Source organism: Nostoc sp., assembly GCF_036917655.1.
Taxonomy (GTDB): Bacteria; Cyanobacteriota; Cyanobacteriia; order Cyanobacteriales; family Nostocaceae; genus Nostoc.
In genome coordinates this window covers 1-21474 of the sequence record NZ_JBALCY010000031.1, presented here as the reverse complement: position 1 = coordinate 21474, position 21474 = coordinate 1, and the positions used below count along the sequence as shown (strand labels likewise).

Genomic DNA, 21474 nt, shown 5'->3' with positions numbered 1-21474 from the left:
TGTTGTAGCTCAGAGAATTTTTTACTTCAATACTTAGGAAAAATAATTAATTTTTCGTCAAGATTTTTCTTCCTTAAATAAAATATTTATCGAAAATTTATTCTTCCAACACTGATTAAGAATTGATATGCATGAATTGATGAACATGAAAGCGCCAGTTGGCATAATCTTGTGCCAAGTGAGCTTGTCATTGTTGGAAGAAAAATTAAGTATACTATTGCGGCTATTGGTGTAAAAAAATCACATTTCTCAGAAATCTTCCCAATAAATATAGTGTTTTGATATTAGAGGAGTTTGATAGTGGTTAAGACTAGTCTGAATCAAGAGCAACAGGTTACTACTTCAGCACAACGCGCAGTTGACATCAGACAACTATCTACTATTTTGCTTCGCCGCCGCTTTCTGATCTTGGGAGTTTCTTGTGTAGTTATATCAGCTACTAGCCTCCTGGCTGCCATTGCCAAACCTACTTACCAGAGCAATATGCAGATATTGGTGAGTTCTAATTTATCTCAAGGGGCACAGTCAAATAATATCCCAGTAGAGGCAGATACTCAGGTTGCTGATTCCAATTCTCAAGTTCTTGATTCCACTACTCAGATGAAACTCATGCTGAGTTCTAAGTTGCTTCAGAAAGCAGTAGATTTACTTCATTCTGATTATCCTGATATTACCTTAGAGGATATCAATGGTCAAACAGAACCGAACAAAAAAGCATCTCTAGAAGTGGCTCCACAAGAGGGAGGCATAGGAGCTAATAAAGTTTTTAGTCAAGTATTTAAAGTTTCCTTCAATGATGACGATCCACTCAAAGCACAAAAAGTACTTCAATCTCTACAGCAAGTCTATCAAAACTACAACAAAGAGCAACAAAAAGAACGTCTGAATCAGGGACTGGGTTTTATAAACGCTCGCCTACCTGAGATAAAAAAAGAGGTGAGTAAAGCTGATAAAAATTTGGAACAGTTTCGCAAGAAACATAAATTACTCAATCCTGAAGTCCAAAGTAAAATCCTGTTAGAATCTCTAGCCGATATTCAACAACAGTTACAAACAACTCGTGCCAACCTTCAAGATGTAAACGCTCGCTACGATAACCTAGAGCAACAAATAGCGTCTTCGTCCCAGCAGAATGAACTAATTTCTTCTCGTTTAAATCACTCAAGCAGCTACCAAGCACTATTGAGTGAAATTCAAAAGACTGAACTAGCATTGGCTAAGGAGCGGCTGCGCTATACAGACGATTACCCATCGGTACAAAAGCTAAAGCAGCAACGCCAAAGTCAACTGTCGCTATTACGACAAGAGGTGAAAGCTATTACTACTAGCAGTAAGGGAGAGCCGCTCTTTAAAGGGCAAATGGTAGGAGTTGATCCAACGCTAGTAGACGAGTTTATTCTCGTGCAGACAACTGTATTAGGACTAACTGCCAATGAAAAGAATCTCGCCGAGTCAGAACAGCGACTCCGTTCTGATCTAAACAAATACCCAAGCTTAATAGCAGAGTATAACCGTCTGTTGCCAAAGGTAGAAACTAGTCACAAAACCCTTGAACAACTGCTCCAGGCGCAACAGTCCTTGGGACTAAAAATTGCTCAGGAAGGATATAACTGGCAAGTTTTGGCAGAACCTACTCTGGGTAATTATATGGGAAACAACAGATTATTACTTTTGGTTGGGGGAGTGGTAATTGGGCCAATTTTAGGTATCTTAGCAGCCCTAATTTTGGAAAAGTTTAATGACGCTATTTATTGTGCGGGAGATTTAAAGAAACTGACAAACCTCCGTGTACTAGGATCAGTACCAAAACTCCCGTTGCGTGGTGTAAAAAAGCGACGGCTGGGACTGCCTTGGAATGGGCGGCGCAGTTCAGATGACTCTGTAGTAGAAGCCACTACTAGATTGCCCGTCCATGAAACGCTGGACATGATCTACCAAAATATTCAAATATTAAAATATCCCTTGCCTTTCAAGTCGCTGATGTTGACTTCAGCATTACCAGGCGAAGGAAAGACAACCTTAGTATTAGGGCTTGTAGCTAGTGCTATCCGAATGCATCGACGGGTATTAGTAATTGATGCTAACCTACATCATCCCAGCCTGCACAAAATACTGGGACTATCCAATGATTGGGGACTATCTCTGTTATTAGTTGATGAGACAACTACTCATTTTCAAGAATACATTCAGCCCATTCACCCCTCCATTGATATTTTGACTGCTGGGCCGGAACCAGAAGACACGGTGAAGTTGCTTAGTTCTCAACGGATGAAAGAACTAATAGAATTGTTTGAGCAAACATATGACTTAGTACTGATAGATGCTCCGTCTATTTTAGGCACAGTTGATGCCAGGATTGTGGCATCTTTTTGTAATGGTATCGTAATGGTAGAACGCATGGGGAAAGTGACCCGAACTGAACTGACTCAAGCTACAGAAATTTTGAGTAAGTTGAATTTAATCGGAATTATCGCTAATGAAGTGAGCAATTCTCAAAAGGTCTTGGCATCGTAGACTGAAGAAGAGGCAAAGAGTGGGAAACGTGGCCAGGAAGACGGTTTCCGTCGAGTTTGTTAGCGACTGTGGGTAGCGTCACCCGAAGGGCAACGCTCTTAAAACCTGTGTTCCCGTGTCCTCTTTTAAGCGGTTTTCAAATGCAACCGCGCTGATATTTGTAGGATGAACCACGGATGGCAACTTCCGGTAAGCGCGATCGCTAATACCAGAGGTAGACACTTTTGCCAAGATAAAGTGTCAAGATTAACTGATTTCTACCTTATAGCTAAAGCAAAATGCATAATTAGTAGGAGGTGGCAACCTCCTGCGTTGGAGAAGTGTCTCATCTTAAAGTAGTAGACGCCATAATCCAGAGCGTCAATTAAATACTAGTGTGATTAGATGACCAGCATGAAATTCCAACTTTACTTAGGCTTTTTATTTTCCCAGATTAAAGTCCGTCATTGGTGGGTAAGTGTCCTCTTGTGGATTGCTTTGGTTGCCCCAGCCCAAGCGTCTGTAATTCTGCGCGTGGCAATTGAAAGAGGGGTTAATCAGGTAAAAGTCGGCAGTTCCACCACTGGGATCGTCAAGGATAGTACCGGCCGGACTCTCGGACAGTTACCAGCGATGAGTGCATATTATGCCCAAGCCATTCCTGGCGGAGTTGCTTTAGATAAGTGGCAGTCTGGTTTATTTTGGATTGAGCCAACAGGTAAAGGATTTGTTTATATAAACGATCGCTGGTATCGCGGCAGAACTCTGGTTGTTCCCACAGAAAAAGGCTTAACCGCTGTTAACTGGGTTGATGACCAAGAATATCTCTACAGCGTTCTCGGTGGCGAAATGGATGCTAGCTGGCCCCAAGAAGCTTTAAAAGCCCAGGCGATCGCAGCCCGTACTTATGCCCTCTACGAACGAGAAAAACAACGGAATAATCCCGTTTACGATTTAGGCAATACCCCGGATCGTTGGCAAATTTACAAAGGTGTAATCAGTGAAGCTCCTTCTACTTACGCCGCAGTCGATTCCACACTAGGGCAGGTACTAACTTACAAAAACCGGATTATTCTCTCAGTTTTCCACGCTTGTTCTGGAGGACATACCGAAAACGTGGAAGACGTTTGGGGAAGCAACGAGCCTTATCTACGTGCTGTTCAAGACTACGATCAAAATATCCGCGAGTGTAGTTGGGTGAAAACCTTCTCACCTACTGAAATTAGCGCGAAATTTCCTGAGGTGGGCAATGTCAAGGATATGATTCCAGAGACATACTCGCCTTTCCGCAGTGTTAAAGTCTTGAAAATTGTCGGCAACAGGGGTACGAAGGTGCTACAGGGTGAGGAAGTGCGGACAGCCCTGAAGTTAAAAAGTACCCGCTTTACTGTCACCAAGGGAGCCGATGGTAGTTTTGTACTGCAAGGGCTTGGCTTTGGTCATGGTTTAGGTATGAGTCAGTGGGGCGCGTACAATCTAGCTCGGCAAGGAGTGAACCACCTGCAAATTTTGGGACATTATTATCAAGGTGTAGCCCTAACACCAATTCAAGCGAAGTAGTCTACTCCTGTAGTTAATTCAAAAGTCCAAATTTATAAACCTGTCTTGACAATAGGGAATGGGGAGTAGGGAATAGGGAAAATAAATTATTATTGCTTTTTGTGAGCGCAGCTTATGCAGTCTTTTGCATAAGTGGTTTTCATTTGCATTTATCGGCGAGCAGTATCGTATTTGTCAGAACACCCAAAACTTAAAGGCAGGCGTAATGCCTGCCCTACAAAGCGATCGCATTTGTGTATCTGTTGAAAGAGTGCGTTAGCGAACGCGAGTACATCTCGTAGAGAAGGTATCGCACTATAAATTTTATAATTATTGGTGGTAATTTTGCTGCCCTTAAAATAGGAGCCTTCCAACATTTTCGGCTCTATCCAATGCTTAATAATATTTAATATTTTGGTGCATTCATATTTTGTCATTTAACTTTCCTTGTTGCCAAAAGACGTAAAAATAGGGATTTGAGATTACTCTCTGCCGAAAGTGACAGAAGAGGACTAAAACCAATTTCATGTGAAGCCGCATAGAAAAGTGCTTCTAGGATAAAGTTATAAGAAGAGACAGACATCACCTGTTCAAGTGTGAGTTGGTCAAATAGTTCTTGGATGCGATCGCTCAAACCATCCACACTCCCTTTGAAAATCAGAAGCCGTGCTGATGTTGGCTAGTGGATAGATAATCGAGATGATTGGAGACTTCCTAATCACGCTTAAATTCCATTTGTGCGAAGTGGCCTTGCAGTAGGAAAATGGATAAAGCGGTAGTAGTCACCAAGCTATATTTTTGGAATTATGGTGTTGAATCATTTTTTGTTAAAAGAGCCTGCTTTGGTATCTCATCAACACTCAGAGGACATCAATCTACTTTTGTGAACCAAAAATCTGCTCTAAAAGAAGCTCTAAATGGGGTAAAAGTCACAGCAAGTAAGGATAAAATGTCGTTTATTATGCAACCTTCTGGAACTCTTGCTGATTTAGATATCCTGGTAGTTGAGGATGATGATGATACTCGCTTTTTCATTACTACTGTGTTGGAAATGGATGGAGCAAAAGTTATAGCAGTGACATCAGCAGCAGCGGCACGCAAAGTCTTGTCCGAATTGCAACCCGATGTTTTAGTTTGTGATATTGGGTTGCCTGGGGAGGATGGCTACAGTTTCATCTCCAAAATCCGGGCGCTCAAACCAAAGAATAGTGGACGAGTCCCGGCTATTGCTTTAACAGCCTATGCTGATAGTGAGGCTCGTATCCGTGCCTTGGAAGCTGGCTTTGACACTCATGTATCTAAACCGATTGCTCCAGAAGAACTAGTTGAGATAGTGGCTAGTTTGGTTGCTTCTTGTAATTGGTAATTATGAAAAACACCCGATGCTAGTGCTAACTCAACTGCCGCCCGCGCTGCTCTTTCTCCCCCTGCTAAGAACTCCCTGCCCCCTTGCAGCCTTAATGATAAGTCTTTAGCCGGACACGATATTAGAGGTATTTTAATTTTCTCCCTTTTTATTGAGTATAGAATCACACAAAAGATAGAGGTATTAATCTACTTAATTTCATTAATATCGATAGTATATAAAGAAATATTACAAAAAGGAGTCAGCTATTAGCATCCAACTATCAAAGAATGTCGTCACCCCAAAATGGCATGATTCCAACATTGCTCTGGATCTAAAACATGCTAAGGAAATTGCTGATTATTGTGCAAACAATGCCAGTGCTATAGATTGCAATAGTGCTTTTCCTAAGCAGGAGTTCGATCTGATTGCTAAGGCTGGGTTGTTAGCTGCACCATTGGCAAAAGAATTAGGCGGATGGGGTGCAGGAATAGATGCTAATGTTACTTACGAGCTTTTGATCCTATTAAAGCAGATAGGGCATGGCAATCTGGCAGTTGGCCGAATTTATGAAGGACATATCAACGCCCTGCAACTGATTCAAACCTTTGGTACTGTAGAACAAATCACAAGTTACGCTCGTGATGCCCGCGATCGCCAGAAAATATTTGGCGTTTGGAATGCTGAAGCCTCTGATGGTGTCAAGGTAATTCCTTTTGAGAATGGACGTTATCGCCTAGAAGGTTCTAAAACGTTTTGTACTGGTGCAGGCTATGTTGAACGTCCTTTCGTGAATGGAGTATTGCCAGACGGCGGTTGGCAAATATGCATTGTGCCGATGGAGGAAGTGACAACAGTTAGTGATCCATCTTGGTGGCAACCTTCTGGGATGCGAGCTACTGCTAGTTACAAAGTGGATTTTAGCGGTGTAGAGTTGGATCAGAGCGCTTTAATTGGCCAACCAGGAGATTACTTTCGCCAACCTTGGTTGTCTGTTGGGGTGATTCGGTTTGCTGCTGTGCAATTAGGTGGGGCAGAAGCATTGTTTAACCTGACTCGCCAGTATCTCCAAAAGTTGGAATATACAAATGATCCATATCAACGGGAACGGCTTGGCAAAATGGCGATCGCCATTGAAAGTGGTAATCTCTGGCTGCGGGGGGCTGCGGATCAGGTAGCAGCCTATGCGCCTGTATTTGGTGGCAATCCTACAGATCCCCACCCGCAAGCAGATCAACTCGTAGCTTATGCAAACATGGTGAGGACAGCAATTGAGCAAATTTGCATTGATGTAATGCATTTGTGTCAACGTTCTGTTGGGACTCGCGGCTTATTACCACCAAATCCGATGGAACGCATTATCCGAGATTTGACTCTATATCTGCGTCAACCGGCTTTTGATGCGGCCTTGGCAAATGTCGGTCAGTATGTCTTGCAGCAAAGTAATCCTGCTTCAATGCTTTGGAATGATGAATAAGTTCGGCTTGATTGGATTACCACTAAACAATCCTAGCGTTTTGCCCTGGCGTTCAGTTCACGAGATCGCTTGTAGTCGGGCGCTAATCGTTGCACCCCATCCTGATGATGAAACATTAGGTTGTGGGGGTGCGATCGCTCTGTTACGGTCTTTAAATTGTCATGTGCAAGTTTTAGTTATCAGTGATGGTACTCTTTCACACCCTCGTTCCCAGAAATATCCGGCAGATAAACTCCGGGATTTACGGGAAGCGGAAACGCTATCAGCATTGAAATTATTGGGTGTTGAGATTAATGACGTCACCTTCTTGAGAATGCAGGATGGGTCAATTCCAACACAATATCAAAGTGCAGTAGCGAGTTGTCGTGCTTATATCACAGAAATCGCCCCAGAAATTATCTTTTTACCGTGGCGATATGACCCTCACGCAGACCACCGAGCGACGTGGAAGTTAATTCATGCAGCACTGGATGATTTGCGCTTATCCCCCCGATTGATTGAGTATCCGATTTGGGATTGGGACTCAGAGCAACGGGAGAGTCTGCCCACATCTCTTAAGGTGACAACTTGGCGGTTAAATATTAGCACGGTGGTGGAGTTGAAACAGCAAGCGATCGCTGCTTATCTTTCCCAAATTACAGACTTAATTGATGATGACCCAGAAGGCTTTCGCCTGAGTGCCGAAATGTTAGCAAACTTTACTCATCCTTGGGAAGTTTATATAGAGGAAATCCAATGAACCCGTTACAATCAGACTCCTTACCACCCAGCTACTTCGATAAACTCTACAGCGAAGACCCCGACCCGTGGAAGTTTGAGACGAGGGAATACGAAGCTAACAAATATGCTGCCACGATCGCAGCTTTACCCAAAGAGCGCTATCGGTCTGCCTTTGAAATCGGTGGTTCCATTGGCGTTTTAACTGAGAAGCTACAAGCGCGTTGTGACAGATTATTCTCAGTTGATGTATCAGAACTGGCGCAGAATAGAGCAAAAGAGCGTTGTCAGCATCTCTCCAATGTCAACTTCCAGATTATGCGTGTCCCAGAGGAATATCCTGATCAGATGTTTGATTTGACCCTAGTCTCAGAAGTTGGCTATTACTGGAGCTGGGAAGACCTGAAAAAATCCCAACAGTGCATTTTAGAACACCTGGAACCTGGAGGACATTTATTATTAGTTCATTGGACACTCTATGCCCGTGATTATCCCTTGAGTGGGGATGAAGTTCATAACTCGTTTTTTGAATTGGCCCCAAATAAACTGCGGCATTTAAAAGGTCAACGGGAGGAAGAATATCGACTTGATTTATTCGAGCGAGTTTAAGAAATAAAACCTACCTTATTTTTTGGTGTTTAGATTTTAACTTTTAGAAGAAACCACTTTGGAAGCATTACCCTACTGTAGGGTAATAGCTTCTTGTTAAGTAGGTAGACGTAATTAAATATAAGATCAAACCTCACCCTCAATCCCTCTCCTTAGAGGATGTTTCAAAAGTGGTATATTGTGCTTTTAATCACATTCTTACCCCCCTTAATCCCCCCGATATATTGGGGGGAAACAAGAAAATCCAGTTCCCTCCCCTTTATAAGGGGAGGGTTAGGGTGGGGTAAAAAAATATTTGATACATCAATCATGACTTTTCAAACATCCTCTTAGTAAGGAGAGGGAAGCCGGAGGCAGGGTGAGGTTTTATATTTAATTTGACCCACTTACTTAGTACCTGTTCAGTAATAACGAGAGCTAATATAGCGTTTCCTAATCACATGAGGTACATCATAGCCCCCTCCCGAAGAGCGGGGAGGGGTTGGGGGTGGGGTTCTTTTATTATGGGTAGTAATTTGGCGGACATGATATAACCTCTTAGCAATTACTGACGCAAACTCTCAAGACGCAAACGCAAATCTCCAATTGCTTGTTCAATTTCCACGTATTTCCAGCGCGAAGCCCAAGTTTCTTCTGACTGCTGGCGTTCTTCGACTTGTTCAAACAACTGACCAAAGGTATAAGGTTGGCTCAATTTCTGCACAAGCCATTGGCTTGAAACTCCCAGCATCTCTGCCAAGGAGACGACGCCGTGATGACTTGGCTGATAGCCATTGAGAGCGCACCCCCACATCACTCGTAATTGGCGACGTGCAACAAAACGAGTTTCGATAGCCCCTGCTGGCTCGACTACAAATGGTTGCTGTTGCCTTCCCATTTCTATCCATTTACTCAGTTGATTTGCTAAACCAACATTGGTACGTCCGATTTGTCTTGCCGAAGTTACTACCCGCACTAGGGAACTGTGACGAAAACGGGCATTTACCCGTACTAAGGCACGGTAAAAAGCTACATCTTCAGGAGTCCGCACTGCCGGTAAGCCTCCTGCGAGTGCATACATTTCTGCTGTTACTGCCAAACTTGCCCCATAGTGTTGATAATGGCGGGGAAAGCTGTCATAAGGGTCGGGATCAAGATAAGTTTCTAATTCGGTAATTAAATAGCGGTAGCCTACTTCACGCAGATAGCAAGCTCTGGCGTAAGGGTCTAAATCAGCACGACCAGCGCGTTCAACAAGAATTCGCCCACCTACAGCATCAGCACCACAGTTAATTTCGTATAGGTTGGCAGCAATCCAAGTTGGGCTTACCTGCGAGTCTCCATCAGTTGAAGCAATTACCCCCCTTGTACGTCCTAAGCTACACAAACGGCGGTATGCTTCATCCATCAAAATCTGACGGACTCGACCAATATATGCTTCCGCAGGAGGCAGAGTTTTTTCAACTACATGCAGTACTATATCTGGATGTTGTTGAGCGAAAGTCCGGGCTATATCTGCTGAATCATCACTACAATTATTTGCTAACAAAATTATTTCGTAGCGTCTGGGATCTAAAAGCTGTCCTTCTAGATCAACTTGATGTATTAAGGCAGTAAGGGTTGCTGCCAACGTCTGAGCTTCATTGCGAACTGGAACAATTACACAAACTTCACAATGCGGTGACGGCGGTATTTTGACTAAAGGTTGAGAAAAGTCTTTATCAAGTTGTACAGATGGAAAGTCAGCAACGAAAAACAAGCGCTTACTTTCCATAAAAACCATTTTTCCATCTCCAGGAACAACGACACAGTATATTCATCTACAGTCGAAAATTATTAATATTTGTAACTCTATTTTCGATATTTTCTCATTTATTTGGAATCTACCTACAGTATGATTAGTGGTAATTAAAACTCTCCCAACAGAAGCTATCAAAAATTACCGTCTGTCTGCTCTTACTAAAAGCTTTACTAATCAAGGCATAGTCTTTATATAGTCTTCATATCTTTTTGCTAACGTCAAATTTCAGACTACGAAATCATCTATTTTAGTTAATTTTTTTATTAATAATCAGTCTGAAGAATGAGACCAATAATATTACATATTATTAATATTTTTATTTTAATAGTAACAAATCAGACCAAAGCAGATTTATGCAAAAACTTAAACGCAAGATTAATAACCTGCTTTTTGGTCGTTATAAACATTCCTTGGGTAATTCTAAAAGCACATCTGTTCGTAGTCTGGATCGGCTCAACCTTTCCTTGGGCGATGTGCGAGATGTTTTTGAACCTTACTTGGCAATTTTCTTAGCCGCAGATCGTCATTGGAATCCTGCCCAAGTGGGTATTGCTCTATCGGCCACAAGCATTGCTGGAATTCTGGCACAAACGCCAACGGGTGCGCTAGTTGATGCCTCCGGTCACAAACGGTTACTGATTGCGATCGCTACCCTAGCCGTTGCAATTAGCTATATGGTGATTGTCAAAGCAGCTGGTTATAAGATTGGTTTTATCACACTAGGCGTAATCGCTGCCATCGGACTTCTATGGTTTTGGCTGAAAATGCCGGAAACGAAAGAATCACAATCGGAAGATAGAACCAAAACGGCTTAATATTTTGTTTCTTGAGCAATCTGTTGATGGCTTCGTGAAAACAAGTTTTCACTTTGGCGCTCTAAGATTTTATCGTTAAAGCGATCGCTCCCAATCTTCTCATTACCTCTTATAAACGAAAGCTAAAGCTCTTGGTTTCCCGCTGATCTAAATATATGGAACCAGCATAGAAATTAGAGATTTTGGTCAGATTTGGATTGCAATACGGTACGAAAAGGCGTTTTAATATTTTGGAGATATTCACAACCCATACCAAAAGAGCGATCGCGAACAAAATGCCGCAAGCGATCGCTCTCCACTGTATTCATAAAAGAGCTTTTCCCTCCGCACCCTTGCCGTGTAACGAAGTGAAACATGGGTATCAGAGCCAACACTCAAATCTGAAAGATTGGGTGCCTCGAATCAGTCGTGGTACAGAGGCACTACTGTATTTGTCAGTTGTCACAGAGACGGCTGACTGTAACTAAGTTGAACATACTGATGATTGAGTTGGCTGCTAGATATTTCTTAAGGAGTGATGTCTCCTGACTTGCCGTATCTAGCGGTATCTAGCGGTTCCCTTGAGTACGAGAGTCTGATATGACTGTAATTGTCCAAACAGAGGAGTACGGATAAATCCTGATGTTTTTTCAGTAGTTAAAATGGCTTCGGTTTGGACAGGAGCTTCTTTAGTCCCGATAGCTAGGTTGATAATTGGTAAGAGTAAGCTCAGTTTGACTCTATTTCCTCCTAAATTAGGGTTTGGTGGCTTGCTAATAATTACCGTCAGTAGTGTACCGATATCAGTAGCTAATGTCTGAATTTCGTTACCACTGAAATGAGTGGAAATGTTTTGAGTTCTGTAATCAAGCTGTGGAACTCCATTGAGAATTGAATACTGAATGTCAGTATCTTCGCCCTTAAGTTCAAACTCATTTGGTCGTTGCACAACAATTGCTTGTGCTGGCTTTGTGGATTTGGGAATCAAAAAAGATACCAGTGATGTCGCAGTTAAACCAGCCACAAAGGTGAGAGCAGTTTTGATAATTTGACGCCGGGGCAAATTTGGGGATATCTCTTTAAGGTTAGGGTTCATAATTGCGAAATGCCAGAAAGTAAAGTTATTATCTTTTCAATTATCCCAAAAAATTCTCCGATTGTAGTGACAAACTGTAACATCTTGGTGATGAGAATAAGCATCTGTTATTTAAGGCTCATAAGTGCTAATCTAAACTATTTGTAAACATACATTTTTATTTATTGAGATAAAAATATAACTGAAAGAAATGCTGGATAATTTTCCGATTAAATCTAATTAAAGAGCAGATAAAGATTTAATTAAATGCTGAATATTCTGGTAATGAGTTGTGGTTTAGCGTGATTAACATGGCTTGATTAGAGAGATATATTATGCCACCATTCATCATCAAAGTAGAAAGATGGATGCCGTTACTTGCAGGCAGCTTTTTAGAAATTAGCCCTTTGAAGGTGACTCGTAAAATCTCTTATTTTTTCTCATCGCTCTCTGTACTTATGCGGTTTAAAAGTAATTTTTTTAACCTTATTAGGCGCAGATGACACAGAGTAAAGAGCTTAAAGAGGAATTTATTGACCAAAATTTTTACCCACCTTGAAAGGGCTAGTTGCTCTAATTATCATGGGGTCGAGTATGGGGACGGTATGTTAGTCTGTGGCATTGACACGTACAGATGGAAAAATGCGAATTGCCCAGATTTCACCATAGGGTAAGCTTTGCTGCTTGTGCGATCGCGTTATTTCCAACTATTTTCAGTTTTCCCTCTTTTATATGCAATCAAGCTACCGAACCCAAATTGCAATGCCGTTTTCGGTAGATTTCTGGAAAAGGCATAATGCCTGGTGTAGTCTACTTCAACTATCACTTGAAGCTCAATTTAGCTCAAGAGGGACTCATGATTAATCGGGCTGTGGACATAATCTTTGTAGATTCCTTTGCCTTTGTAATTAATGTAACACTAGGTACACTACTTCACAGTAAAATCTGCAACTACTCATGGGAAGCTACCATAGAGGACAAGCCTCAAACAAAAGAGATTAGCTCTAATGCATCCATGTCAATACCATTTTCGGAAAAAATAGATGTAATCACTCCTGTCCTAAGCAAATATCCCAAAGTGAATGCAAAAAGGAAAGCAGAAGCTTTGAGTAAAAATACTTCGACGAGTGCGTAGATAGCAATCATTGGTCACGAAATCCAATAGCATTTGAGATGCGCTAACCCTGGGTATCAGTATGGCGTTAATGGAACACACGGTAACAGCCCCTCATCGGGGCATGTTGTCAACGCCGATTTAGCTGAATATCACGTACCAGTCAATGCAGACGTTCCTCATATTGAGGTGTTGTTTGTTGATGAACACGATCCACATATCAACCCGCTTGGTGTCAAAGGAATTGGTGAAATTGGGATTACCGGAACTGCGGCGGCGATCGCTAACGCTGTTTATCATGCCACAGGTAAGCGCGGACGTGATTTGCCAATTACATTAGACAAGCTGCTTTAGATAGATTTGCGATCGCCGAAACGATGAAAGCTCAATCACACTTCGGCGATGGCAATGATATCCTGTAGTTTCTTTTACCAATCAGTAGAAGTCTCAGGGCTGATGACGATTAAAGTCAAATTTGGTACTCTTAGTTCGGAATCACTGTAGTTACCTCCGTGACCGAGATGAGTAGTCGAACAGCCCGCTCCTACGCTTTCGTGTCAATTGCAGCAGCAATCGTTACTATTGCCCTAAAGTTTGGCGCTTACTTGCTAACCGGGTCAGTAGGTTTGCTTTCAGATGCTATTGAATCAATTGTAAATCTTGTGGCAGCATTGGTCGCTGTATGGGCATTGACCTATGCTGATAAACCAGCCGATACCGAACACGCCTTTGGGCATTCTAAAGCCGAATACTTCTCCAGTGGTGCAGAAGGTGCGTTGATTATAGTGGCAGCCATTAGCATTGCTGTTGAAGCTTGGGGACACTTGTTGCATCCAGAACCGTTAACACAGCTGGGATTGGGGTTGGCACTCTCCCTATTTGCAACCACAATCAACGGTGTTGTTGCCTTTATCTTGCTACGGGCAGGGCGAAGATTGCGTTCCATTACACTGAGGGCTGATGCTCACCACCTATTTACCGATGTAGTGACTTCGGGTGGTGTGGTAGTTGGAATCTTGCTCGTCAAAGTAACAGGCGCTCTCGTGCTTGATCCTATTGTCGCACTGATAGTAGCAGCAAATATTACTTGGACAGGATTTCGTTTGCTGCGGGAAACTAGTAGCGCGTTACTGGATGCAGCTTTGCCTAAAAAAGAAATTGACGTAATTAAGAGCATCCTTGACGAGTACAAACATCAGGACATTCAGTTCCATGCCTTGCGAACCCGCACTGCTGGAACCCTCCGCTTTGTTTCCTTTCATGTTCTTGTGCCTGGATCTTGGACAGTGCAACAAGGGCATGATTTGTGCGAGGTAATTGAGCTTACTATTCTTCGGGTGCTGCCTTCAACCCACGTTACAACTCACCTGGAACCTGTAGAAGATCCAGTTTCTTGGGAAGATTTGGAGCTGGAGCGTCCGAGCAATCAGCAAATGCAAGATATGAGATAACAGATTAGGGACTTCCAGTTAAAAAAACATCCCATCGTAGGGGCGCAAGGACAAGATCCCCTACAAACGGATAAATAATTTTGGATAATTTATTTTTTGTCAGTCCCTTAATTGCTGCCGTTGAGCTTTAAGGAATCGTGCGATCGCATCTCTCATCAACTGCAACGCCGAATATTGCAAATGCGTAGGCGTAGCCAGCCGTAGGCATTGCCGAAACGATGAAAGCTCAATCATACAATTGGCGATCGCTCGTTTCCAAACCCAATTAAGTTGATTAACTGGCGATCGCAACTGGCTTTTTGCGAGAAGGACGCTTGCGGTCTGATTTTTTCTTCAGTCCCACAGCTTGAGCTTGATCGCTATCTGAGCCATATTGCCCACGCACAACTTCTTTCATAGCTAATACAGCATTATGAAATTCCCATTCTCCTAATCGGGCAGCATCAGAAGCAGCACGGTATAAAGCTAGTTTCTCGGTTTCAGTTTGTTGAGAAATCAACATCGCCTGATAAACTTCCTGTAAGTTTGCAGCCGAGGCATCAGCACGAGTTGTGTTGTAAGTGCTGACGGTTTGCAAACCGTGAAATGAGCTAATATCTTGACTGATGCTTTGAGGGCGCAAACGGCGTGTTGTATCTTGGATAGTCATAGATATATACAGTCGTATAGTGTACATCTAATGTACCCATTACAACCAAAAAACTACCAGTGATATAAAGCCCTGGCGACTAGAAGTCGCGGCTAGACAGACAAAACCCACCTCCGTGGGTTAAAAATCTTTGATTTTCTCTTAGTCCACGTTCGCGTAGCGTTCCGCAGGAAAGGTGAACTTCGTTTGTGTAGTAGCGAATTCTATTCGCCTTTTGCAACGCATCGGCTTGCATTCTTAAGGGACTTCCAAATTAAAAAACATCCAAAAATCTTCTACAACAATCCTCTCTCCTCTTCATTTCTCCGTGCCCTCTGGGCCTCTGTGGTTCGTTCTGCTTCGATGATTTCTTAGAAATTCCTAATGCATCGGCTTGCATTGGGAATACATCGGCTTGCATTGGGAATGCATCGACTTGCATTGTGAATGCATCGACTTGCATTGTGAATACATCAACTTAGATTGGGAATGCATCAACTTAGATTGGGAATGCATCGGCTTGCATTGTGAATGCCTCTTACGAAGTATGTTTCAAAACACACCTTAGTTAGAGTCCCTGTGCCAGATAGTCGTGCTACTATACGGCTCATTCCTGTTGTTGCTTGTAGGAGACAATTATGGAAATCAGTAGACGCAGCTTGTTGAAAACTGCTTCTGCTTCGGGATTAGTGGCGGCAGGACTTGCAGTTTCGGAAGGATTTTTGCAGCCGCTCCTAGCTCAAACAGAACCTGTTGATGAAAAGACTCAACTGCTAACCCAAAGTTCACCCACTCCAACTCGACGCGGCGAAATGTTGTATCGCAACCTCGGACGCACCGGAGAACAAGTATCTGTAATTGGCTTGGGTGGCTTTCACATTGGAAAAATTGAAGAGGAGCAAGAAAGTATCAAGCTGATCCGCAGTGCCATCGATCGCGGCATCAACTTTATGGATAACTCTTGGGACTATCACAACGGACGTAGCCACCGTTGGATGGGAAATGCTCTTAAGGAGGGCTATCGTCAAAAGGTCTTCCTAATGACGAAAATTGATGGTCGCACCAAAGGTGCTGCCAAGATGCAGATTGATGAATCGCTCAAAGATTTGCAGGTAGATCACATTGATTTAGTGCAGCATCATGAAATACTGCGCTTTGAAGACCCCGATCGCGTCTTTGCTCCTGGCGGTTCGATGGAAGCAGTTGTCGAAGCGCAGAAAGCGGGCAAAATTCGCTATATCGGTTTCACAGGACACAAGAATCCCCTGATTCACCTTCAGATGCTGGAAACTGCCACACAAAATGGTTTCCGCTTTGACACCGTACAGATGCCATTGAATGTGATGGATGCCCATTTTAGAAGTTTTGAACATCAGGTTTTACCTGTGCTGGTAAAAAACAACATTGGTGTGCTGGGAATGAAATCGATCGGGGAGTCTTACATTCTCAGAAGCAACACTGTCAGTGCGATTGACTGCCTGCACTACGCAATGAATTTGCCAACCTCAGTTGTAATTACGGGTATCGATAGCATGAGAATTTTAGACCAAGCGTTTGAGGCAGTTCGCACGTTTAAGCCAATGGATCAGGCACAAGTTACAGCACTGTTAGCGCGTACCCGTGAGGCAGCGGCTAAAGGGCTGTACGAACGATATAAGACCACAAACCAAAATGACACTACAGCGATGAATCCAGCTTTTCTGGGGTAAAGATTAATACTATATTCAACTGTGTTTTTATGCAAACAGCGATGTCTACGACGGGCTACGCCTACGCAATTTTGCAGGTGTAGATAGATTGAGTTGATGCGTTATGCACATCCTCTCAAAATCAATTCTTGTGTCACTTGAGTCGATGCATTTTCACAAAAAGCCAGGGGTATTTACTGCTATGCCGGTCTTGAATGCTGCGGAGTCTATCGATTGGAAGATGAATTTATCCTCAAAGCTTCGATGATGTGAAGGGAGAGTACAAATCGGTTGACTTTGACACACTTTGTCTGTGCCAAAAGTATCGCTATTTCCTTGAAGTAAGACACCATTTAAAACATCATTATGAAACGCATTGCATATTTAGGACTCGGCATCATGGGCAGTGGGATGGCAACCAACTTGCTGAAAGCGGGCTACGAAGTCACGGTTTGGAATCGCAGCCCAGAGTCTTGTAAGCCTCTAGTTGAACAGGGTGCAACACAAGCACAAACACCTGCACAAGCTGTAGAAAATGCCGAGGCAATTATGTACTCGCTCTCGAATGATAATGTGGTTGAAGAAGTTGTCTTTGGGCAAGATGGCATTTTATCGAACGTGCGATCGGGACAAATTGCGATCGACATGAGTACAGTTCATCCTGACACGTCCCGCAAAGAAGCCGCAGCCTATGCCGAAAAGCACGTCGAATTTCTTGATGCTCCCGTTTTCGGCAGTAAAAACGAATCCGCATCTGGGGGATTATGGATTGTCGTTGGTGGCAAACGGGAGATATTTGAGCAAGTTAAACCAATTTTGGAGCCCTTGAGCAAAACGATCCATTATCTGGGCGACACTGGCAAAGGCGCATCGATGAAACTCATCGGTAACTCGATTGTGGCAACCCAAATCGAAGCGTTAGGAGAAGCGCTAATTCTGGCAACCAAAGCCGGACTGAATTCACAAGACGTTCTTGATGTGCTGCATGTGGTAGATTTTCGCTCTCCGATTTTTGACGGCATAGGCAAAATGCTGGTGAATCGCGATTTCACGCCGAGTTTTGCGTTAAAGCATTTGCTCAAAGATGCCAATTTGATCGCCCGATTTGCCCAAGATTTAAATTCTCCAATGCCTGCGGCTGCAATTGTCAGAGAAACCATTAAAACAGCAGTTAATCAAGGATGGGGGGAAGAAAATGCATCGGCATTAATCAAAGCTTTGGAGTTAGAAGCAGGAGTAACTGTTGAATCATAACTGCAAATTATTAAATAAAACCTGGAGTTAAATCTGTTTGCACAATTCACACCGACGGCATCTAGTTCACATTAATCGGCTTTGTTTCTGGTTCGTGATTTCAACTCGTCATCGCATTACTGATTGTACCCAATTGGGCGATCGCGTTTGTTTTTCATTCTCTGTTGCAAAATATAGCTTTATCTAAGGAGAGCATTGATTATGTCCAACTTCAAAATATTCTCTACTGGTATAGTAGCGATCGCCTTATCTCTGGCGACTGGTTGCACACCAACTACTCCGCATGACCAGAATACATCGGAAGCTCCATCTGCTGTGCCTGTACAAACGACAGAGAATCCATCTCCAACTGTGTCCCCAACTGCATCAGGGCAAAATAGCCTCAGTTCTTCAGACAGAAAGTTCATGACTGAAGCAGCTCAAGGTGGTTTAGCAGAAGTCCAACTAGGACAACTGGCATCACAACATGGAACTAGTGATGCAGTAAAACAGTATGGACAGCGTATGGTTCAAGATCACACCCAGGTGAACAATCAACTCAAACAGTTGGCGACTCAAAAAGGTGTCACGCTGCCAACTAGTATCGGCAGCAAAAATCAACAAGTCAAGCAACGCTTATCCAAGCTTTCTGGTACTAACTTTGATCGCCAATATCTGAATCAGATGCTTCAAGATCATGAAAAGGATGTCGCTGCATTTCAAAGTGAAGCTCAACAAGGACAAGATCCAGACGTGAAAGCATTTGCGGCTCAAGCGCTACCAACCCTCCAAGAACACCTGCAACAGGTTCGTTCCATTGTTAATCCTGGAACTTCAACTAGTACCCCAACTCCAACTAGCACTCCAACTTCAACTAGCACCCCAACTTCAACTAGCACCCCAACTCCAACTACTACCCCGTAATATGATGTCCGGTAAATCACAGGTAATTAGTCAATTGCGAGTTAAATGACACAATCGCAGGGTTTTTGGGATTGCTTCCCTACCCTGCGAAAACGTTAAGTACAGTTTTGCGTAAAAGGGTAGCGTTTTTAATGCAGCCGACGCATTGGCATTGTATCGGGATGCATTGGCATTGCAAAGGGATGCATTGGCATTGTAAGGGGACGCATTAACAATGCAGCCGACCCATTAACATTGTATCGGAATACATTGGCATTGCAGGGGGACGCATTAACATTGCAGCCGACGCACTGGCATTGCAACGGACTGCCAAATTTAATTTGCTAGGAATTAATGAAATGCTGTACTAAGTAGCGAACGGTCACAATGACGGTTATTAAGCGGACTTGATATCAGTCCAAAATTTAATCATTAAGGAACCACGATGCCTGAATTGTTTAAAGGGGAATTTTCTCGTCGTCAGATTCTGACTACTGCTGGATTAGGAGCCATTTCAGCCGCCGCACTTGGTAGTATGGGTGAACAGGTTGCTGCCCAACAACCGACTGAGCAAGCCACACCACACGGAGGAACTCTGCCGCCTCAGATTCAGTTTCCCTCCATCTCAGCACAGACCGAAGTGGATACGGGTGGGCCTCCGACTGCATTGCCTCCAGAGCGACGCTTGGGATTTGCGATCGTTGGACTGGGCAGACTGACATTGGAAGAAATCATGCCTGCGTTTGCAGAATGTAAACTAGCAAAGCCAACTGCATTAGTTAGTGGCGATGCTGCCAAAGCGAATCAAGTTGCCCAACAGTATGGCATCAAACCGCAGAACGTTTACAACTATCAAAATTACGACAATCTCCGCAACAATTCAGACGTTGATGTGATTTATATTGTGCTGCCCAACAGTATGCACCGGGAATATACGGTGCGTGGTGCCAAAGCCGGGAAGCATATCTTGTGTGAGAAGCCAATGGCAACCACGGTTGAAGATGCTCAACAGATGATCGACGCGTGCAAACAAGCCGATCGCAAGCTGATGATTGCTTATCGCTGCCAATATGAGCCGCACCATCGCGCCATGATTCAGATAATCCGCAGCAAAGAATTGGGAACTGTGAAGGTGATTCAGGCAGACAACGGACAAAACCAGGGTGGTGACTTAAACCAGTGGCGGTTGAAACACGCTCTAGCTGGAGGTGGCTGTTTACCGGATGTGGGAATTTATTGCTTGAATGCGACTCGCTATTTGACGGGAGAAGAACCAATCGCAATTAGCGCCCAAACCTTCAGCACTCCTGGCGATGCGCGTTTCAAAGAGGTGGAAGAAAGTGTTACTTTCCAGCTGCGGTTTCCCAGTGGAGTGCTAGCGATTTGCTCCACTAGCTACGGCTTTCACGAAGCGCGGCGGTTTCGCATCTTCGGCTCTGATGCTTGGGGACAACTCGATCCGGCATTCTCTTACAACGGTTTGCGGATGATGATTTCACGTAAATCGCCAACTAACAGCATGGCAGAAAATGTCAGCGAAGTGCGGATGGGCGAGAAGAATCAGTTCGCTTTAGAAATTGATCACATGGCAGATTGTGTGATTCAGAATAAGCAACCCCATACTCCTGGTGAAGAAGGTTTGCAAGACCAAAAACTGATAGCGTTAATTTACCAAGCCGCACAAACAGGCAAAACCATTACCCTACCTCGTGTGTCAGGATTGGATACCACTCGTGGCCCCGCTCCTCGAATGCTGAAGTAAATATGTGCATACTATCCTCACTTTGATAGTCGGGGAAGTTGGCGGCGAGGCCAGCGACAGAATTTGACGGTAATTCTTACCGAACATATCCATAACTTGGAAGCGTTTATCGAGATCCACCAGCATCGGGATGTGGCGATCGAGAGGTAGTGAGAGTTACTTAGAAATAGCCCTGCTCAACAAATTGTCGCAGATGATGTCTCTTTCTCCAGTTAAATAGTTTGGGAGTGTGCCGCATTCTCCAAAGGCAACAAAAAAAGTCATTATCGTTAAACAGATATTGGGCTGGCATATTCAAGCAATCGTTCCCATCCCCACACCCATGCAGTTTTTACTAGTATTTCTTTACCGTTGCTGAATTTGATAAATTCTCTACCTTCGTCATAAAATACATCAACAACCAATAGATTACGCACATCGCGTCCCCACATAGAAGCTGCGGCATTCCACCACCGTTGCCCAGGCGATTCAAACATCTCCCTTTCTAAATATTCATCACGCCATGCTTTCGGCTTCCAATTATCCTGTAGCGCACGAATTAATAAGGCATTCGGGAAAATATCTTTCTCATGTTCACGCAACCACAGTGCATATTCAATTGCACTTCGCAACGCATCCTCTAAATCATACGAACAACCTTCAAGAACGTCTTGGACTTCCACATCGGTAAAATTCACACCGATAGTTACCAGCGCTCGTTCGTATTTCTTAAATACCTCGTACTCAACCGATTCTTTTTCCCAAAACCACATAGCCCACCTCTAATTCAGTGGTTCTTCAGTACTTGCTATGCCAAATTATTAGCTATGCCCGTAAAATAAGATTAAAAATTGTATTAAAAACTTACTAAAAGCATCGCAGCTATT

Annotated in this window: 23 protein-coding genes and 1 pseudogene; 14 read left to right on the top strand and 10 right to left on the bottom strand. The window is 43.4% G+C overall.

Going from position 1 to position 21474, the window contains the following annotated elements:
• Positions 1–300: 300 nt before the first annotated feature.
• Positions 301–2514 (top strand): GumC family protein, encoded by a 2214-nt coding sequence (locus V7K30_RS13530; protein ID WP_334999895.1) that lies wholly within the window; start codon positions 301–303, stop codon positions 2512–2514.
• Positions 2515–2592: 78 nt separating this feature from the next.
• Here V7K30_RS13530 and V7K30_RS13525 read toward each other — a convergent pair whose 3' ends face one another.
• On the bottom strand, positions 2593–2736 hold the full coding sequence (locus V7K30_RS13525) for a hypothetical protein (protein WP_334999893.1): 144 nt from the start codon (positions 2734–2736) through the stop codon (positions 2593–2595).
• 171 nt (positions 2737–2907) lie between these two features.
• Here V7K30_RS13525 and V7K30_RS13520 point away from each other — a divergent pair, with 171 nt between their 5' ends.
• Positions 2908–4053 carry a SpoIID/LytB domain-containing protein gene (locus V7K30_RS13520; RefSeq protein ID WP_334999891.1) on the top strand — a complete coding sequence of 382 codons (1146 nt, stop codon included), beginning with the start codon at positions 2908–2910 and terminating at the stop codon, positions 4051–4053.
• Between the two features lie 149 nt (positions 4054–4202).
• Here V7K30_RS13520 and V7K30_RS13515 read toward each other — a convergent pair whose 3' ends face one another.
• Together V7K30_RS13515 and V7K30_RS13510 are read right to left on the bottom strand one after the other, a co-directional pair.
• The gene (locus tag V7K30_RS13515; protein WP_334999889.1) at positions 4203–4469 is read right to left on the bottom strand and encodes a hypothetical protein; all 267 of its coding nucleotides are present in this window, start codon (positions 4467–4469) and stop codon (positions 4203–4205) included.
• The gene (locus V7K30_RS13510) at positions 4466–4666 is read right to left on the bottom strand and encodes a hypothetical protein (protein WP_334999887.1); all 201 of its coding nucleotides are present in this window, start codon (positions 4664–4666) and stop codon (positions 4466–4468) included. The genes V7K30_RS13515 and V7K30_RS13510 overlap by 4 nt, the downstream gene beginning before the upstream one ends.
• Before the next feature lie 327 nt (positions 4667–4993).
• Here V7K30_RS13510 and V7K30_RS13505 point away from each other — a divergent pair, with 327 nt between their 5' ends.
• From V7K30_RS13505 to V7K30_RS13490, 4 genes are all read left to right on the top strand, one after another.
• Positions 4994–5398, top strand: coding sequence for a response regulator (locus V7K30_RS13505; protein ID WP_334999947.1), 405 nt, complete (start codon positions 4994–4996; stop codon positions 5396–5398).
• Between the two features lie 217 nt (positions 5399–5615).
• Positions 5616–6854, top strand: coding sequence for an acyl-CoA dehydrogenase family protein (locus V7K30_RS13500; protein WP_334999945.1), 1239 nt, complete (start codon positions 5616–5618; stop codon positions 6852–6854).
• Positions 6844–7593, top strand: coding sequence for a PIG-L deacetylase family protein (locus V7K30_RS13495; protein WP_334999885.1), 750 nt, complete (start codon positions 6844–6846; stop codon positions 7591–7593). The genes V7K30_RS13500 and V7K30_RS13495 overlap by 11 nt, the downstream gene beginning before the upstream one ends.
• On the top strand, positions 7590–8180 hold the full coding sequence (locus V7K30_RS13490) for a class I SAM-dependent DNA methyltransferase (protein ID WP_334999883.1): 591 nt from the start codon (positions 7590–7592) through the stop codon (positions 8178–8180). The genes V7K30_RS13495 and V7K30_RS13490 overlap by 4 nt, the downstream gene beginning before the upstream one ends.
• A gap of 544 nt (positions 8181–8724) precedes the next feature.
• On the opposite strand, the gene V7K30_RS13485 is transcribed toward V7K30_RS13490, so the two are convergent.
• Positions 8725–9942, bottom strand: a complete 1218-nt coding sequence (locus tag V7K30_RS13485; RefSeq protein WP_334999881.1) for a glycosyltransferase family A protein — start codon at positions 9940–9942, stop codon at positions 8725–8727.
• A gap of 371 nt (positions 9943–10313) precedes the next feature.
• Between V7K30_RS13485 and V7K30_RS13480 the strand changes: the two genes are divergently transcribed.
• Positions 10314–10775, top strand: a complete 462-nt coding sequence (locus V7K30_RS13480) for an MFS transporter (RefSeq protein WP_334999879.1) — start codon at positions 10314–10316, stop codon at positions 10773–10775.
• A 173-nt stretch (positions 10776–10948) separates the two neighbouring features.
• Here the strand turns inward: V7K30_RS13480 and V7K30_RS13475 are convergent, their stop codons facing one another.
• Both V7K30_RS13475 and V7K30_RS13470 read right to left on the bottom strand, forming a co-directional pair.
• Positions 10949–11083 carry a hypothetical protein gene (locus tag V7K30_RS13475; RefSeq protein WP_334999877.1) on the bottom strand — a complete coding sequence of 45 codons (135 nt, stop codon included), beginning with the start codon at positions 11081–11083 and terminating at the stop codon, positions 10949–10951.
• 230 nt (positions 11084–11313) lie between these two features.
• Complete coding sequence (locus V7K30_RS13470) at positions 11314–11850, bottom strand: hypothetical protein (protein WP_334999875.1); 537 nt, start codon at positions 11848–11850, stop codon at positions 11314–11316.
• Positions 11851–12625: 775 nt separating this feature from the next.
• On the opposite strand from V7K30_RS13470, the gene V7K30_RS13465 reads away from it, so the two are divergent.
• The 3 genes and pseudogenes from V7K30_RS13465 (at position 12626) to V7K30_RS13455 (ending at position 14394) form a co-directional block, all read left to right on the top strand.
• Positions 12626–12964 carry a hypothetical protein gene (locus V7K30_RS13465; RefSeq protein ID WP_334999873.1) on the top strand — a complete coding sequence of 113 codons (339 nt, stop codon included), beginning with the start codon at positions 12626–12628 and terminating at the stop codon, positions 12962–12964.
• 43 nt (positions 12965–13007) lie between these two features.
• Positions 13008–13297 (top strand): annotated as a pseudogene (locus tag V7K30_RS13460) (xanthine dehydrogenase family protein molybdopterin-binding subunit); the annotation flags it as partial.
• A 167-nt stretch (positions 13298–13464) separates the two neighbouring features.
• A complete protein-coding gene (locus V7K30_RS13455) occupies positions 13465–14394 on the top strand; it encodes a cation diffusion facilitator family transporter (protein WP_334999871.1) in 930 nt (309 codons plus the stop codon).
• A 99-nt stretch (positions 14395–14493) separates the two neighbouring features.
• On the opposite strand, the gene V7K30_RS13450 is transcribed toward V7K30_RS13455, so the two are convergent.
• The 3 genes from V7K30_RS13450 to V7K30_RS13440 all read right to left on the bottom strand — a co-directional run bounded on the left by V7K30_RS13450 (position 14494) and on the right by V7K30_RS13440 (position 15278).
• Positions 14494–14685, bottom strand: coding sequence for a hypothetical protein (locus V7K30_RS13450; protein WP_334999869.1), 192 nt, complete (start codon positions 14683–14685; stop codon positions 14494–14496).
• Positions 14669–15043, bottom strand: coding sequence for a hypothetical protein (locus V7K30_RS13445; protein WP_334999867.1), 375 nt, complete (start codon positions 15041–15043; stop codon positions 14669–14671). Before V7K30_RS13445 ends, V7K30_RS13450 begins: the two co-directional genes overlap by 17 nt.
• Positions 15044–15122: 79 nt before the next feature.
• Positions 15123–15278 carry a hypothetical protein gene (locus V7K30_RS13440; protein ID WP_334999865.1) on the bottom strand — a complete coding sequence of 52 codons (156 nt, stop codon included), beginning with the start codon at positions 15276–15278 and terminating at the stop codon, positions 15123–15125.
• Positions 15279–15660: 382 nt separating this feature from the next.
• Between V7K30_RS13440 and V7K30_RS13435 the strand changes: the two genes are divergently transcribed.
• The 4 genes from V7K30_RS13435 (at position 15661) to V7K30_RS13420 (ending at position 20608) form a co-directional block, all read left to right on the top strand.
• Positions 15661–16731: an aldo/keto reductase gene (locus V7K30_RS13435; protein ID WP_334999863.1), complete on the top strand. Its 1071-nt coding sequence runs from the start codon at positions 15661–15663 to the stop codon at positions 16729–16731.
• Positions 16732–17076: 345 nt separating this feature from the next.
• Positions 17077–17964 carry an NAD(P)-dependent oxidoreductase gene (locus tag V7K30_RS13430; RefSeq protein WP_334999861.1) on the top strand — a complete coding sequence of 296 codons (888 nt, stop codon included), beginning with the start codon at positions 17077–17079 and terminating at the stop codon, positions 17962–17964.
• Between the two features lie 201 nt (positions 17965–18165).
• Positions 18166–18867, top strand: a complete 702-nt coding sequence (locus V7K30_RS13425; RefSeq protein ID WP_334999859.1) for a DUF4142 domain-containing protein — start codon at positions 18166–18168, stop codon at positions 18865–18867.
• Positions 18868–19291: 424 nt separating this feature from the next.
• Complete coding sequence (locus V7K30_RS13420; protein WP_334999857.1) at positions 19292–20608, top strand: Gfo/Idh/MocA family protein; 1317 nt, start codon at positions 19292–19294, stop codon at positions 20606–20608.
• A 269-nt stretch (positions 20609–20877) separates the two neighbouring features.
• On the opposite strand, the gene V7K30_RS13415 is transcribed toward V7K30_RS13420, so the two are convergent.
• A complete protein-coding gene (locus V7K30_RS13415) occupies positions 20878–21360 on the bottom strand; it encodes a hypothetical protein (protein WP_334999855.1) in 483 nt (160 codons plus the stop codon).
• Positions 21361–21474: the final 114 nt, after the last annotated feature.

What these genes read in the sequence shown, in the direction of transcription:
- V7K30_RS13490 (WP_334999883.1), top strand. Translation starts at nt 7,590, where the DNA reads ATGAACCCGTTACAATCAGACTCCTTACCACCCAGCTACTTCGATAAA.
- V7K30_RS13420 (WP_334999857.1), top strand. Translation starts at nt 19,292, where the DNA reads ATGCCTGAATTGTTTAAAGGGGAATTTTCTCGTCGTCAGATTCTGACT.
- V7K30_RS13495 (WP_334999885.1), top strand. Translation starts at nt 6,844, where the DNA reads ATGATGAATAAGTTCGGCTTGATTGGATTACCACTAAACAATCCTAGC.
- V7K30_RS13505 (WP_334999947.1), top strand. Translation starts at nt 4,994, where the DNA reads ATGCAACCTTCTGGAACTCTTGCTGATTTAGATATCCTGGTAGTTGAG.
- V7K30_RS13480 (WP_334999879.1), top strand. Translation starts at nt 10,314, where the DNA reads ATGCAAAAACTTAAACGCAAGATTAATAACCTGCTTTTTGGTCGTTAT.
- V7K30_RS13485 (WP_334999881.1), bottom strand. Translation starts at nt 9,942, where the DNA reads ATGGTTTTTATGGAAAGTAAGCGCTTGTTTTTCGTTGCTGACTTTCCA.
- V7K30_RS13415 (WP_334999855.1), bottom strand. Translation starts at nt 21,360, where the DNA reads ATGTGGTTTTGGGAAAAAGAATCGGTTGAGTACGAGGTATTTAAGAAA.
- V7K30_RS13445 (WP_334999867.1), bottom strand. Translation starts at nt 15,043, where the DNA reads ATGACTATCCAAGATACAACACGCCGTTTGCGCCCTCAAAGCATCAGT.
- V7K30_RS13425 (WP_334999859.1), top strand. Translation starts at nt 18,166, where the DNA reads ATGTCCAACTTCAAAATATTCTCTACTGGTATAGTAGCGATCGCCTTA.
- V7K30_RS13475 (WP_334999877.1), bottom strand. Translation starts at nt 11,083, where the DNA reads ATGAATACAGTGGAGAGCGATCGCTTGCGGCATTTTGTTCGCGATCGC.
- V7K30_RS13515 (WP_334999889.1), bottom strand. Translation starts at nt 4,469, where the DNA reads ATGACAAAATATGAATGCACCAAAATATTAAATATTATTAAGCATTGG.
- V7K30_RS13435 (WP_334999863.1), top strand. Translation starts at nt 15,661, where the DNA reads ATGGAAATCAGTAGACGCAGCTTGTTGAAAACTGCTTCTGCTTCGGGA.
- V7K30_RS13470 (WP_334999875.1), bottom strand. Translation starts at nt 11,850, where the DNA reads ATGAACCCTAACCTTAAAGAGATATCCCCAAATTTGCCCCGGCGTCAA.
- V7K30_RS13465 (WP_334999873.1), top strand. Translation starts at nt 12,626, where the DNA reads ATGCCTGGTGTAGTCTACTTCAACTATCACTTGAAGCTCAATTTAGCT.
- V7K30_RS13430 (WP_334999861.1), top strand. Translation starts at nt 17,077, where the DNA reads ATGAAACGCATTGCATATTTAGGACTCGGCATCATGGGCAGTGGGATG.
- V7K30_RS13455 (WP_334999871.1), top strand. Translation starts at nt 13,465, where the DNA reads ATGAGTAGTCGAACAGCCCGCTCCTACGCTTTCGTGTCAATTGCAGCA.
- V7K30_RS13440 (WP_334999865.1), bottom strand. Translation starts at nt 15,278, where the DNA reads ATGCAAGCCGATGCGTTGCAAAAGGCGAATAGAATTCGCTACTACACA.
- V7K30_RS13520 (WP_334999891.1), top strand. Translation starts at nt 2,908, where the DNA reads ATGAAATTCCAACTTTACTTAGGCTTTTTATTTTCCCAGATTAAAGTC.